This window comes from Streptomyces sp. BBFR2 (genome assembly GCF_044497305.1).
Lineage (GTDB): Bacteria > Actinomycetota > Actinomycetes > Streptomycetales > Streptomycetaceae > Streptomyces.
The window spans coordinates 3,793,855-3,807,308 of record NZ_CP172415.1 but is presented as its reverse complement, the minus strand read 5'-3'; the positions used below and the strand labels follow the sequence as shown (position 1 = coordinate 3,807,308).

Annotated in this window: 12 protein-coding genes; 6 read left to right on the top strand and 6 right to left on the bottom strand. The window is 71.0% G+C overall.

From position 1 onward, the window contains the following. Positions 1-95 precede the first annotated feature (95 nt). Together ACGH2B_RS15170 and ACGH2B_RS15165 are read left to right on the top strand one after the other, a co-directional pair. Positions 96-860: an SDR family oxidoreductase gene (locus ACGH2B_RS15170; RefSeq protein WP_399088964.1), complete on the top strand. Its 765-nt coding sequence runs from the start codon at positions 96-98 to the stop codon at positions 858-860. A gap of 176 nt (positions 861-1,036) precedes the next feature. Beyond that, positions 1,037-1,441, top strand: coding sequence for a peptidoglycan-binding protein (locus ACGH2B_RS15165; protein WP_399088962.1), 405 nt, complete (start codon positions 1,037-1,039; stop codon positions 1,439-1,441). A 62-nt stretch (positions 1,442-1,503) separates the two neighbouring features. On the opposite strand, the gene ACGH2B_RS15160 is transcribed toward ACGH2B_RS15165, so the two are convergent. The 4 genes from ACGH2B_RS15160 to ACGH2B_RS15145 form a co-directional block, all read right to left on the bottom strand. Then, positions 1,504-2,253, bottom strand: a complete 750-nt coding sequence (locus ACGH2B_RS15160; protein ID WP_399088960.1) for a PP2C family protein-serine/threonine phosphatase — start codon at positions 2,251-2,253, stop codon at positions 1,504-1,506. Between the two features lie 390 nt (positions 2,254-2,643). Then, positions 2,644-3,093, bottom strand: coding sequence for a hypothetical protein (locus ACGH2B_RS15155; protein ID WP_399088958.1), 450 nt, complete (start codon positions 3,091-3,093; stop codon positions 2,644-2,646). A 126-nt stretch (positions 3,094-3,219) separates the two neighbouring features. Then, positions 3,220-3,624 carry a hypothetical protein gene (locus ACGH2B_RS15150; RefSeq protein WP_399088957.1) on the bottom strand — a complete coding sequence of 135 codons (405 nt, stop codon included), beginning with the start codon at positions 3,622-3,624 and terminating at the stop codon, positions 3,220-3,222. Between the two features lie 312 nt (positions 3,625-3,936). Beyond that, on the bottom strand, positions 3,937-5,130 hold the full coding sequence (locus tag ACGH2B_RS15145) for an RtcB family protein (protein ID WP_399088955.1): 1,194 nt from the start codon (positions 5,128-5,130) through the stop codon (positions 3,937-3,939). Between the two features lie 170 nt (positions 5,131-5,300). Here ACGH2B_RS15145 and ACGH2B_RS15140 point away from each other — a divergent pair, with 170 nt between their 5' ends. Both ACGH2B_RS15140 and ACGH2B_RS15135 read left to right on the top strand, forming a co-directional pair. Further along, on the top strand, positions 5,301-6,224 hold the full coding sequence (locus tag ACGH2B_RS15140) for a hypothetical protein (protein ID WP_399088953.1): 924 nt from the start codon (positions 5,301-5,303) through the stop codon (positions 6,222-6,224). 213 nt (positions 6,225-6,437) lie between these two features. Further along, positions 6,438-7,292 carry a DUF3558 family protein gene (locus ACGH2B_RS15135; protein ID WP_399088951.1) on the top strand — a complete coding sequence of 285 codons (855 nt, stop codon included), beginning with the start codon at positions 6,438-6,440 and terminating at the stop codon, positions 7,290-7,292. Positions 7,293-7,385: 93 nt separating this feature from the next. Here the strand turns inward: ACGH2B_RS15135 and lysS are convergent, their stop codons facing one another. Continuing rightward, positions 7,386-9,140 carry a lysine--tRNA ligase gene (gene lysS / locus ACGH2B_RS15130; protein ID WP_399088949.1) on the bottom strand — a complete coding sequence of 585 codons (1,755 nt, stop codon included), beginning with the start codon at positions 9,138-9,140 and terminating at the stop codon, positions 7,386-7,388. A gap of 177 nt (positions 9,141-9,317) precedes the next feature. Between lysS and argS the strand changes: the two genes are divergently transcribed. Further along, complete coding sequence (gene argS, locus ACGH2B_RS15125; protein ID WP_399088947.1) at positions 9,318-11,096, top strand: arginine--tRNA ligase; 1,779 nt, start codon at positions 9,318-9,320, stop codon at positions 11,094-11,096. A gap of 94 nt (positions 11,097-11,190) precedes the next feature. On the opposite strand, the gene ACGH2B_RS15120 is transcribed toward argS, so the two are convergent. Beyond that, on the bottom strand, positions 11,191-12,162 hold the full coding sequence (locus ACGH2B_RS15120; RefSeq protein ID WP_399088945.1) for a LysR family transcriptional regulator: 972 nt from the start codon (positions 12,160-12,162) through the stop codon (positions 11,191-11,193). Between the two features lie 70 nt (positions 12,163-12,232). Between ACGH2B_RS15120 and ACGH2B_RS15115 the strand changes: the two genes are divergently transcribed. Then, the gene (locus tag ACGH2B_RS15115) at positions 12,233-13,354 is read left to right on the top strand and encodes a YeiH family protein (protein WP_399088943.1); all 1,122 of its coding nucleotides are present in this window, start codon (positions 12,233-12,235) and stop codon (positions 13,352-13,354) included. The last annotated feature ends 100 nt before the right edge of the window (positions 13,355-13,454 follow it).

The window sequence follows — 13,454 nt, the reverse complement described above, 5'->3', positions numbered from 1 at the left end:
CGCGTTTCGTTCAAGATCGTGCCGCCTATCCTGGGTGGCGCACCGGGCGCCCGTCGTCGCGGCGGGTGTCTCCGTCCCTGTCCCGAGGAGAGCGCATGACCGCCGAGGAGCGCACCGCAGGCGTCCGTACCGCCGTCGTCACCGGAGCCAGCAGCGGTATCGGTGCCGCCACCGCGCGGCAGTTGGCCGACGCCGGGTACCGCGTCGTGCTCACCGCGCGGCGCCGGGACCGTATCGAGGAGCTGGCCGCCACGCTTCCGGATGCCCAGGCGTACGTCCTCGACGTCACCGACCGGGCGGCCGTCGACGCGTTCGCCGCCTCCCTCGGCCGCTGCGACGTGCTCGTCAACAACGCCGGGGGCGCCCTCGGTGCCGACCCGGTGGCCACCGGCGATCCCGCCGACTGGCGCGCCATGTACGAGGTCAACGTCCTCGGCACGCTCCACATCACCCAGGCGCTGCTGCCCGCGCTCACCGCGTCCGGGGACGGCACCGTCGTGGTTGTCTCGTCCACCGCCGGGCACGGTACGTACGAGGGCGGCGGCGGGTACGTCGCCGCCAAGCACGGTGAACACGTCCTCGCCGAGACGCTCCGGCTGGAGCTGTGCGGGCAGCCCGTCCGCGTCATCGAGATCGCACCCGGCATGGTGAAGACGGAGGAGTTCGCGACCACCCGCTTCCGTGGTGACACCGCGAAGGCGGCGAAGGTGTACGAGGGCGTGGCCGAGCCGCTCGACGCCGATGACGTCGCCGCCACGATCACCTGGGCCGTCACCCGCCCGTCCCACGTCAACATCGATCTGCTGGTGGTCCGACCGCGCGCCCAGGCGTCCAACTCCAAGGTCCACCGCACCTCCTGAGACCGCCGGCCGGACCGCCCCGGCCGCCGTAGCGCGGCTTGCGGAGGGCGCTGCGGGGCGTCGCGGGGACCGCTCACCGCGTCCACACATCCCGCCCACAGAAAGATCACCATGAAGATCAACATCGGGCTCCGGCGGGCCACATGGAATCCGTGTCGCGGGGAACGGGGAGAAGCGTGAGTACCTTCCGTAACCCTCTCCCCCGTATCCGCCGTTCCGGCCGCGCCCTCAAGCGCGCCGCCGTACTGACCGTCGCCGTGGGCGCGCTGACCGCCGGCGTCTCCGCCGGTCCGGCCTTCGCCGCCATGGGCGACAACGTCGTGGACGGCCCGGCCGCCTGCGCGTTCTACGAAGGCCGGCAGACCACCTCCTTCGGCGACCAGGGCGACCGCGTGTCGCAGATCCAGTGCCTGCTGGCCAACCGCAAGTACCTGGGCTGGAACCGTCTCAGCGGCACCTTCGACGCCCCCACCCTCGTGGCGATCGTCAACTTCCAGCGGAACTACGGTCTGGTGCCGGACGGCGCCGTGACCCCCGAGACCTGGAACGCGCTGTACCACGCCGGTACCGTCGCCGCCTGATTCCTTTCCGTCCCACCCGTAAGGGCCGTCCCCGGGCGGCCCTTACGGCTGTCCGGGGCCGGTCAGTCCAGCCCGACGCCGATCAGCGCGAGGGTGATGTTGTCCGGCCCGCCCGCCTCGATGGCGGCCTTCCACAGCGTGAACGCGGCCTTGCTGTTGTCGTTCGCGTACCGGCGCAGCACGTCGTCGATCTCGTCCTCCGGTACGGGGTCGGTGAGGCCGTCGGTGCAGATCAGGTACCGCGCGTCGGGGGTGTGCGGGACGGTCGCGACATGCGGGACGACGGGGGTGAAGCGCAGTCCGCCGCCGAGGGACTGAGTGAGGAGGGAGGTGGTGCGGCGGCCCTGGGAGAGCGGCGGGTTGTCATCGGTGCTGAGCCTCCGCAGCCCGTCCGGTCCGGCTGCGAGCACCCGGCTGTCGCCGACGTTGAAGGCGAGGACGGAGTCGGCCAGGGCGACCACACCGGCGACGGTGGTGCCCATGGTCGCCAGGGCGCGGTTGCGGTCGGCGGCGTCGTAGACCGCGCGGTTGCAGACGTCCAGCGCGTCACGCAGCGCCTCCTCGGATCCCAACGAGCCGCTGGACATGGAGAGTTGACGGACGGTCAGTTCGCTGGCGACCTCTCCGCCGGGCTGGCCGCCGATACCGTCGGCGACCGCTACGACCAGCGGATGACCGAGCGGGAAGACAAGGGTCTGCGGGTTCTCGGTGACGGTTCCGCAGAGCGTCCAGGGGCCGGCCACCAGACTGTCCTCGTTCTGCTCCCGGACCAGCCCCGTGTGGCTCAGCGCGGTCACGGTGACGTACCGCATCGGCACACTCCCCGCCGCCCGCCCCGACCGGGCCGCCTCGACATCACTGCTGCCCCGAGACGCGCATGCCGCACGCCTCCCCTCCATTGTGTGCCCGGGTCCGGCGGTCGCGCCCGGCGAGACGGGAGACAGGGAGACAGGGAGACAGAGGCGGGACGAGGGCGGGAACGGGAGCGGAGGCCAGAACGGGACACAGCGGGGCACCGGGGAAGGCCGAGGGAAAAGGCCGGGGGAAAGGTCGAGGGAAAAGACCGACGGAAAACGTGGAGCCGAATTCAGCGCGTCAGAATTCCAGCGCGCCGGCACTTCACATAACGACTCGCCGGGATTCGACCGTCCCGGACTTCAGCACCCCGGCAATGCAATCCGGAATTTCAGCCCACCGAAACTTCAGCGCGCGGGACACGGCCCCGGCGTCACCGGCGGAACAGGGTCGAGAAAGAAACGCCCGTCGCTCTTCTCCACATCCCATGTCATGCAGAGATGCGGCGCGTGCAGTTGCACCTGCTTTTCGTTCGGGCGGGAAACGGCGGCCTCCCGGGATTCCCCGGAATCCTTCACCTTGCCGACCAGTGTTTTGGCGTAGGCGTCCGCACCGTCACCGTTGATGTAGCGGGCGAGACTTTCCGCATCGCCTTTGCGCAGCTCTTCTTCCACACCGGAGGCGAGTCTCTGCTGCGAGGGCGCTCCCGGGTCGGGCTCCCGTGCGATGCCGACGACCACCACGGCGATCCACCCCGCGAACACGGCGAGACCGAGCGGGAGAAGGAGGCGGCTGCTTTTTCGCCTGCCCTCCCGGGGCCGCGTCGTCGGCGTCGCGCCCTTCCGCGCTGTCGGCATCCGCCCTCCTCGTTCCACCTGCTCCGTCGCGCCTGGCGGCGAGTGGGCGGGAATCACCCCGCCAGGGTGCGACCCACCCACCGCCAGGCAAGACTACCGGATCATATTCCGGTCAAGAGCGCCGGATCATTTGTGGATCGTGATGCACGCCTTGGTGCCCGGGTACTTGCTCCAGTAACCGCACATCCGGGTGTTGTTGGGGAAGCTCTTGTTGATGGTTTTGCTGACCTTCTTGTTCTCGACGCGCCGGGCGCTGACGGTCTTACCCGTCCACTTCCATTTCCCCGCGGTGATGACCGGCTTGTCCTTCCAGGCGCGGTTGTTCGACTGCTTGTCGAGGGTGAATTTGTTGACCTTGAGCTTGGTCCCCTTGACGTTGAGGCAGACGGAGCCCGAACCGTCGGTGGAACCGGGATTCCCTGCGCACCCCTCCGCCGAAGCGGCAGCCGGCGAGGTCGCCAGCGCCAGCAGCGACACACAGCCCACCAAGGCGCTCGCCGCGAACCGCGTACGCCGCATTCGGTCTGTCATAACTTCTCCCCTGTGTATGGCGATTCCACATGTGCGGGCAGCACGACGCCCCGTCAGCCGTACCGAATCCCCGATGAGCTGACGGGACACCACCCGCCCCCTTCTTACTACAGACATGTAGAAGAACGCCTCCCCCGGGGGAGGCCCGCCGAAGCCTGCGCCCGCTACCGGCCCGCCCCCGTCACCGGACAACTGCCGTTCGCAGGGCGTGCGCTGACGCACGCTCCGACGGCGACGAGGGGCGCGATGCGCGGACACCGCCCGGTCATCGAGCGGCGCGGTGCGCGCACACCGCCCGGTCGCCGGGCGGCCTCACCCCTTCACACAGACAACCTGCTTCAGCTTGGCCACGACCTGCACCAGGTCCCGCTGCTGCTCGATGACCTTGCCGATCGGCTTGTACGCGCCGGGGATCTCGTCCACGACACCGGAGTCCTTACGGCACTCCACGCCCGCCGTCTGCTCCTCCAGGTCCTTCGTCGAGAAGCGCTTCTTCGCGGCGTTCCGGCTCATCTTGCGGCCGGCGCCGTGGGAGGCGGAGTTGAAGGACTTCTCGTTGCCCAGACCGCGGACGATGTACGACTCGGTGCCCATCGAGCCGGGGATGATGCCGTACTCACCGCTGCCCGCGCGGATGGCGCCCTTACGGGTCACCAGCAGGTCCAGGCCCTCGTACCGCTCCTCGCTGACGTAGTTGTGGTGGCAACTGATGACCGGCTCGAAGACCGGGCGGGCCTTGCGGAACTCCTTGCGGATGACGTCCTGGAAGAGGGCCATCATCACGGCGCGGTTGTGCTTGGCGTACTCCTGGGCCCAGAAGAGGTCGTTGCGGTACGCGGACATCTGCGGGGTGTCGGCGATGAAGACGGCGAGGTCGCGGTCGACGAGGCCCTGGTTGTGCGGGAGCTTCTGGGCCTGGCCGATGTGGAAGTCCGCCAGCTCCTTGCCGATGTTGCGGGAGCCGGAGTGGAGCATCAGCCAGACGGAGCCGTCCTCGTCGAGGCAGCACTCGATGAAGTGGTTGCCCGAGCCGAGGGAGCCCATCTGCTTGGTGGCGCGGTCCTGGCGGAAGCGCACCGCCTCGGCGACGCCGTCGAAGCGGGACCAGAAGTCGTCCCACCCGGCCGTCGGGTAGCCGTGGAGAGCGCCCGGGTCGACCGGCTCGTCGTGCATACCGCGGCCGACGGGGATGGCCCGCTCGATGCGGGAGCGCAGGTGGGAGAGGTCGTCGGGCAGATCGGCGGCGGTGAGGGAGGTCTTCACGGCGGACATGCCGCAGCCGATGTCGACGCCGACGGCGGCGGGGCAGACCGCGCCGTGCATGGCGATGACCGAGCCGACGGTGGCGCCCTTGCCGTAGTGGACGTCGGGCATCACGGCGAGGCCCTTGATCCACGGCAGGGTGGCGACGTTGCGGAGCTGCTGCATCGCGGCGCCCTCGACGGTGGACGGGTCGGCCCACATCCGGATCGGCACCTGCGCACCGGGCAGCTCGGTGTACGACATAACTTCCTCATTCCCCCGAAAAGACATAGAACGCAAAACGCGGACCATCCATGCGATGCGGGACGGTCGACCGGCGTGTGCGGTGAGACGTGCGGTAGACATTGTGTCCATCGCCCGCCGTCCGGCGGCAACCGGATTTCCCGGGCATTCGCAGGAAGGAGCACCGGACGATGCAGCGCAGGTCGTTCGTCCCCACTGCCGCACTGGCGGCCGCCGCGGCACTGACCGTCGGCCTCGCCGGCTGCTCGGGCGGCTCCTCCGCCACGGGCGGCGCCGACGAGAAGGGCGGTGACCCGGCGGCGCTGGCGCAGTCCGGTCAGCCGGGCCGCTACTCGACGCTCCCCGACGCGTGCCGGCTGCCCGCCGAGTCGACCGTACGATCGCTGCTGCCCGGTGACGGCAAGCGGCTGACCGGCGAGGAAGCCGCGCAGGTCTACGGCGGGCAGGCCGATGTCACGTACGACACGGACCGCCGCGTCGGCTGCCGCTGGAAGCGGGAGTCCACGGCCGGGACCCGGCATCTGACCCTCGACATCCAGCGGGTCGTCTCGTACGACACGAAGATCAGCGACGACGACCGGGCGCGGGAGCTGTACGGGGAGCGGGCGCTGGCCGCGGGCGTGCCGCAGGAGGGTACGGAGTCCGCGCCGCCGAGCGACGCGCCCAGTTCGTCCGCGACGCCCGGGAAGAAGGACGGCAAGGGCGGTAAGGACGCCAAGGACGGTAAGGGCGGCGCGACCGAGGCGCGGCGGGCGGCCGGTGACGCCGCGGGCGGGGTCTCGGCGGACGGCGGACCCGGCAAGGGCGAGGGCGAGGACGGCAAGGGCGGCGCCCCGAGCGGTTCCCCGTCCACCGGGACCACCGCGCAGACCCTGGACGACCTCGGGGACGCGGGTTTCCTCCAGGACGCGCTGGCCACGGCGGACTCCGGGGTGCACCGCGACATCACTGTGGTGTTCCGCACGTCGAATGTGATCGTGACGCTCACCTACGACCAGTGGTCGACCGACAAGACGCGGGTCCCGGAAAGCGGGGAACTGCAGGACAAGGCCCATGCGCTGGCCGAGGAGCTGGCCGACTCGCTCAGCGAGTAATGCGCCCTTCGCGGCGATTGATCCTTCTGTCGGCTTGTCGCCGAACAGTCCGTTTCGCCAGGTGATCTACGGGGCGAATCGTCCGCGCGCCACGTACGGTGCGGTCTAGGGTCTGTCGCCGTACGCCCTGGTCCGGACACCGCCGGTGCCGTACGTTCCGGCGCACCGGAACGGCCTTGATGTGCCGGAACAACGACGAACAGCGAAGGAACCATGCACCGTTCATCCAAGCGACTCGCCAGCATTCTCGCCTGCGCGGCCGTACCGGTGATGCTCGTCGCCGGTTGCTCCGACTCCGGCTCGAAGGACGCCGCCGACGCCTCGGACTCCGCGTCGTCCGCCACCTCCGCGGGGAAGGCGTCGCCGAGCCTGGCCCCGGCGAAGTACGCGAAGCTGCCCGACCCGTGCACGGTGTTCTCCAACGGCACGCTCAAGAAGCTGCTGCCCAAGCCGAAGAACGACGCCGGTGAGAAGGGCAAGAGCTCCGACCCGAACACCAGCGCCACCTGCTCCTGGTACAGCTCGAAGTCCGAGGGCGTCGACGGCAGCCAGTTCCGCTGGCTGGACGTCAGCTTCAAGCGGTACGACTCCGAGGCGGCGGTGAACGCCACCGGTGAGAAGCGCGCCGAGGAGTTCTACGCCAAGCAGGTCGAGCTGGCGAAGGCCACCAAGGACGCCACGAAGGTGAAGTCCGGCGCGGTCGACGGCACCGGCGACGCGGCGACCTGGATCACGTACAACATGAAGAGCAAGGGCAACGACTACCGCAACCAGACGGTCGTGGTCCGCGCCGCCAACATCGTGCTGACGCTGAACTACAACGGCGCGGGGCTGGCCGGCGGGGACACCCCCGACGCCAGTGACCTGCTGAAGGACGCGGAGAAGGCGGCCCAGGAGGCGCTGGAGTCGGCGACCGGCAAGCCCGCCGCCCCGGACGCCTCGAAGAGCGCGAGCGGCAAGCCCACCGACGAGGCCGAGAAGGACGACAAGTCCAAGGACGAGAAGTCCGGCGACAAGGACGGCAAGGACGCCAAGGGCTCGGACGACTCCAAGGACACCAAGAGCTGACGCCTCAAGGCCCGCCCCCGCATACGTCGGCGCCCGCCACCCCCGAGGGGATGGCGGGCGCCGACGTGTGCGGACCGCGTACGGGCCCGGGGGTCAGCCGCCCAGCAGCGTGCGGACGCGGTCGGCGCCGACCGCGAGCAGCAGGGTGGGCAGCCGCGGGCCGGTGTCCTTGCCGACCAGCAGGTGGTACAGGAGCGCGAAGAACGTCCGCTGGGCGACCTTGATCTCCGGCGGCAGCTCCTTCGGCGTGGCGTCCGCCGCGAACCCGGCCTGCACCTTCGGCACGCCGTACACGAGGTGCGTCAGGCCGTCCAGCGACCAGTGCGTCGCAAGCCCGTCGAGCAGCAGCCGCAGCGAGGCGCGCGCCTGGTCATCGAGCGAATCCAGCAGTTCGGCGTCCGGCTCGGCGCGGACGATGGTGCGCTGATCGGCCGGGACCTGGCTGGTGATCCAGTGCTCGGCGCGGTCGAGGCGGGGCCGGACCTCGTCGAGCGAGGTGACCGGATGGGCCGGGTCCAGATCGCTGAGGATGCGGCGGGTCTGCTCGTCGTGGCCGGCGGTGATGTCGGCGACGGAGGCGAGCGTGCGGTACGGCAGCGGGCGCGGCGTCCTCGGCAGCTCACCGGCGGCGGTGCCGACGGCGCGGGCGTACGCGGCGGCGTCCGCGGGGAGCGCGGAGCCGTCGGCGACCTTGGCACCGAGGCGGTCCCACTCGTCGTACAGCCGCTGGATCTCCTGGTCGAAGGCGATCTTGAAGGACTGGTTGGGGCGGCGGCGGGCGTAGAGCCAGCGCAGCAACTGCGGCTCCATGATCTTCAGCGCGTCGGCCGGGGTCGGCACGCCGCCCTTGGACGACGACATCTTGGCCATGCCGCTGATGCCGACGAAGGCGTACATCGGGCCGATCGGCTGCGTGCCGTCGAAGATGCCGACGATCTGGCCGCCGACCTGGAACGACGAGCCCGGCGAGGAGTGGTCGACGCCGGACGGCTCGAAGATCACGCCCTCGTAGGCCCAGCGCATCGGCCAGTCGACCTTCCAGACCAGCTTGCCGCGGTTGAACTCGGCGAGGCGGACCGTCTCACCGTGGCCGCAGGCGCAGGTGTACGTCAGCTCGGTGGTGGCGTCGTCGTAGGCGGTGACGGTGGTGAGGTCCTTGCCGCACTCTGCGCAGTACGGCTTGTACGGGAAGTAGCCCGCGCCGCCGGCGCTGCCGTCGTCCTCCCCGGCGGCGCCGGAGCCCTCGGCCGCCTCCAGCTCCGCCTCGTCGACGGGCTTCTGCGACTTCTTGGCGGGCGCCTTCTTGGTGCGGTACTGCGCCAGGATCGCGTCGATGTCACCGCGGTGCCTCATCGCGTGCAGGATCTGCTCGCGGTAGACGCCCGAGGTGTACTGCGCGGTCTGGCTGATGCCGTCGTACGCGACGCCCAGCTCGGTCAGGGCGGCGGCCATCGCGGCCTTGAAGTGCTCGGCCCAGTTCGCATACGCGGAGCCCTTCGGCGCCGGGACGGAGGTCAGCGGCTTGCCGATGTGCTCGGCCCAGGACTCGTCGACGCCGTCGACGCCCGCGGGGACCTTGCGGTAGCGGTCGTAGTCGTCCCAGGAGATCAGGTGCCGCACCTGGTGGCCGCGGCGGCGGATCTCGTCGGCGACGAGGTGCGGGGTCATGACCTCGCGGAGGTTGCCGAGGTGGATCGGGCCGGAGGGCGACAGGCCGGAGGCGACGACGACCGGTTTGCCAGGCGCGCGACGCTCCGACTCGGCGATGACCTCATCCGCGTAACGGGAGACCCAGTCGGCTGTCTCGGTGCTCTGAGCCACGGTCGGCCCTTCCTCTTCTGCGCTCACGGCGCTCTCCGCGCTGCGCGCTGCGTTCGTTCGCTCACGGTTGCTGTGCCGGGCACGCGCCCGGTTTCCCCATTCTCCCAGACGGAAAACCGATGGAACCGCCGTGGAATACTGACCGCAAACCCTTTACCGACAGATCAACTTCCCTGATCGCCTTCAACGGAACGGCAGCACCCCATGGCTTCGGTCCCCTCCCTCGCAGCTACGGTCCACCAGCGCGTCGCGGACGCCCTCTCGGCAGCCCTGCCGGAGGCCGGTCCCGCCGACCCGCTGCTGCGACGCAGCGACCGGGCCGACTTCCAGGCCAACGGCATGCTGGCGCTCGCGAAGAAGCTGAAGGGCAACCCGCGGGAGCTGGCCGGGAAGGTCGTCGGGGAGATCTCCGCGCCCGAGCTGATCAAGGACATCGAGGTCTCGGGCCCCGGCTTCCTCAACATCACCCTCAGCGACGAGGCGATCGTCACCACGCTGGCCGCCCGCGCCGCCGACGACCGGCTCGGCGTCCCGTACGCCGAGCACCCCGGCACGACGGTGATCGACTACGCGCAGCCGAACGTCGCCAAGGAGATGCACGTCGGCCACCTGCGGTCCGCGGTGATCGGCGACGCCGTCGTGCAGATCCTGGAGTTCACCGGCGAGAAGGTGGTGCGCCGCCACCACATCGGCGACTGGGGCACCCAGTTCGGCATGCTCATCCAGTACCTCATCGAGCACCCGCAGGAGCTGGACCACCAGGCCGCCGAGAAGCCCGAGGAGGCGTCGCAGCAGGCCGGTGAGGCGGCGATGTCCAACCTCAACCGCCTCTACAAGGCGTCCCGGGCGCTCTTCGACTCCGACGAGGAGTTCAAGGACCGGGCCCGCCGCCGGGTCGTCGACCTCCAGGCGGGCGACGAGGAGACCCTCGCGCTGTGGCAGAAGTTCGTCGACGAGTCGAAGGTCTACTTCTACTCCGTCTTCAACAAGCTCGACATGGAGATCCACGACGCCGACGTGGTCGGTGAGTCGGGCTACAACGACATGCTCGCCGAGACCTGCCGCCTGCTGGAGGAGTCGGGCGTCGCGGTCCGCTCCAACGGCGCGCTCTGCGTCTTCTTCGACGACGTCAAGGGCCCGGACGGCAACCCCGTCCCGCTGATCGTCCAGAAGTCCGACGGCGGCTTCGGCTACGCCGCCACCGACCTCTCCGCCATCCGCGACCGGGTCGGCAACCTCGGCGCCGACACCCTGCTGTACGTCGTCGACGCCCGGCAGTCGCTGCACTTCAAGATGGTCTTCGAGACGGCGCGCCGGGCGGGCTGGCTCAAGGACGGCACCACCGCCCAGCAACTGGCGTTCGGCACCGTCCTCGGCGCGGACGGCAAGCCGTTCAAGACCCGCGCGGGCGAGACGGTGCGGCTGGTGGACCTCCTCGACGAGGCGATCGACCGGGCGGCGTCCGTCGTCCGCGAGAAGGCCCTGGACCTGACGGAGGAGGAGATCACCGAGCGCGGCGCCCAGGTCGGCATCGGCGCGGTGAAGTACGCGGACCTCTCCACCTCCGCCAACCGCGACTACAAGTTCGACCTCGACCAGATGGTCTCGCTCAACGGCGACACCTCGGTCTACATCCAGTACGCGCACGCCCGCATCAAGTCGATCCTGCGCAAGGCGGGCGACGCGAGGCCCGCCGCCCACCCGGAGCTGGCGCTGGCCCCGGCGGAGCGGGCGCTCGGGCTGCACCTGGACCAGTTCGCGGAGACCGTCGCGGACGCCGCCGCCGAGTACGCGCCGCACAAGGTCACCGCGTACCTCTACCAGCTCGCGTCGCTCTACACGACCTTCTACGACCAGTGCCCGGTCCTGAAGGCCGGGACGCCCGAGCAGGTGGAGAACCGCCTCTTCCTCTGCGACCTGACCGCCCGCACCCTCCACCAGGGCATGGCGCTGCTGGGCATCCGCACCCCCGAGCGCCTCTGACCCACCCCGCGCCCGCCCGGGCGCGCACCGAACGGCCCCGGCGTCCCGCCGGGGCCGTTCGCGTCCGCGGGGCCGTACGCGGACGGGGCCCGGGTCAGCCCGCCGCCTCCGCCGGGGCGGTCCGCGTACGGGTGGCGGGGGCCGGGCGGCCCCAACTCGACTGCAGGGCACAGTTGGTGAGATCGGCGGCGGGGCCGGAGAGCTGGGAGCCGGCGCGCCAGATGGCCCGCAGCCGGCGGCGCAGATCGACGTCCTCGACGGCGACCTCGCGCAGCCGCCCGCCCCGGATGTCGTCGCTGATCGCGAACCGGCTGAGGACACCGACGCCCTGCCCGGTGAGCACCGCCGTACGGATCGCGGCGGTCGAGGCCAGTTCGAGGCGGGGTGCGGCGGCGCTCTCCGCCCCGGCGCGGACGAGGGCGTGGTCGAGGGTGTCGCGGGTGCCGGAGCCCTTCTCGCGGGCGATGAGCGGGGTGGCGGCCAGTTCGGCGACGGTCAGCGGGCGGCGCCGCCGCGACCAGGGGTGGCCGGGCGCGACGACGATGACGAGGTCGTCGACGGCGACGACCCGGGCGTGCAGTCCGCGCGTGGTGCGCGGGCCCTCGATGAAGCCGAGGTCGGCGGCGCCGTGCAGCACGTCCTGGGCGGCCTGCTCGGAGTTGCACATCCGCAGCGCCACGCCCGTGTCCGGCGAGCGCAGCCGCAGGTCGGCGAGCCACCGGGGCAGCAGGTACTCCGCGACGGTCAGGCTCGCGGAGACGCTGAGCTGGGAGTCGTGGCTGCGGCGCAACGCGGCGACGCCGGTCTCCAACTGGTCGGAGGCGCTGAGGACTTCGCGGGCCCAGTCGGCGACCGCCACGCCCTCGTCGGTGAGCCGGCAGCCGCGCGGCGAGCGGACGACGAGGGTCAGCCCGAGGTGCCGCTCCAGCCGTTTGATGCGGTTGGTGACCGAGGGCTGCGCGACCTGCAGGGCCCGCGCGGCGCCACCGATACTGCCCTGGTCGACGACCGCGAGCAGCATCTCCAGCGACCGCAGATCCGTCCTCATAGCGTATTGGCCGTCCATAGCACAAGTCTATGGGTGCATAGGGGGTTGGTGGCTACCACGAACTGTCCCCCGATCGGACGATCGGGACATGCCCTCTCTTGACGGGACCGCCCGCCCCGACCACCGCAGCGCCCCGGAACCGGCCGCCACGCCCCTCCCGCACACCCCCGCGGAGAGCGCCGCGCAGCCCTCCGGCGACCGGCCCGCGCCCGGTGCCGGCAGCGGCTCCGGGTGGCTCGCCCACCACGGTCCGGGCCTCGCCGTGGTCGTCGCCGGCGTCGCCGTCTCGTACGGGCTCAACCGGCTCGTCCCGGCGGTCAGCGCCCTGACGATCGCGGTGCTGCTGGGCGCGCTGGCCCGGAACACCGGGCTGCTCGGCGACCGGGTGCTGCCCGGCGCCAAGCTCGCCACGAAGAAGCTGCTGCGCACCGGCGTCGTCCTGCTGGGCCTCCAGCTCGCACTCTCCCAGGTGCTCCAGCTCGACCCGGGGGTGCTGCTGGTGGTCGCGGTGACCGTCGCCGGGACGTTCGCCGGGACGATGTGGCTCGGCCGCCGGCTGGGCATCCGCCCCGGCACCACCCTGCTGGTCTCCACCGGCTTCTCCATCTGCGGCGCCTCCGCCGCCGCGGCGATGGACGCGGTCAGCGACAGCGACGAGGAGGACCTCGCCACCGGCGTCGCGCTGGTGACGATCTTCGGCAGCCTGGCGATCGTCCTGCTGCCGCTGCTCCAGCACCCGCTGGGCCTGTCCGACACCTCCTTCGGCGTCTGGTCGGGCGCGAGCGTCCACGAGGTCGCGCAGGTCGTCGCCACCGCCTCGGTCGCCGGACCCGCCGCCCTCGCCGTCGCCACCGTCGTCAAACTGACCCGCGTCGTCCTGCTCGCCCCCCTCATCGCCGGCTACAGCGTCATCCGCCGCCGCAAGGGCACCGCCGACGCCACCGGCAAGCGCCCGCCCCTGGTCCCGCTCTTCGTCCTCGGCTTCATCGCGATGGTCGCCGTCCGCAGCTCCGGCGTCCTGCCCGCCCCCGTCCTGAGCGCCGCCCAGACCCTGACCACCCTGCTGCTGGCGGGCGCCCTCTTCGGCCTCGGCACGTCGGTGCACCTGATGTCGCTGATCCGCACGGGCGCACGGCCGGTCGCCCTCGGCGCCGGCTCGACCGTCCTCGCGGCGGCGCTGTCACTGGCGGGGATCCTGGCATTCACCTGAGAGACGGCCCGGCAGACATTTCCCCGGCACGACCGCGGGGCAGCGGAATCCGCTGCCCCGCTTTTCTCTTCCGGTGGCGGAAAAAACCAACCAACAAGAA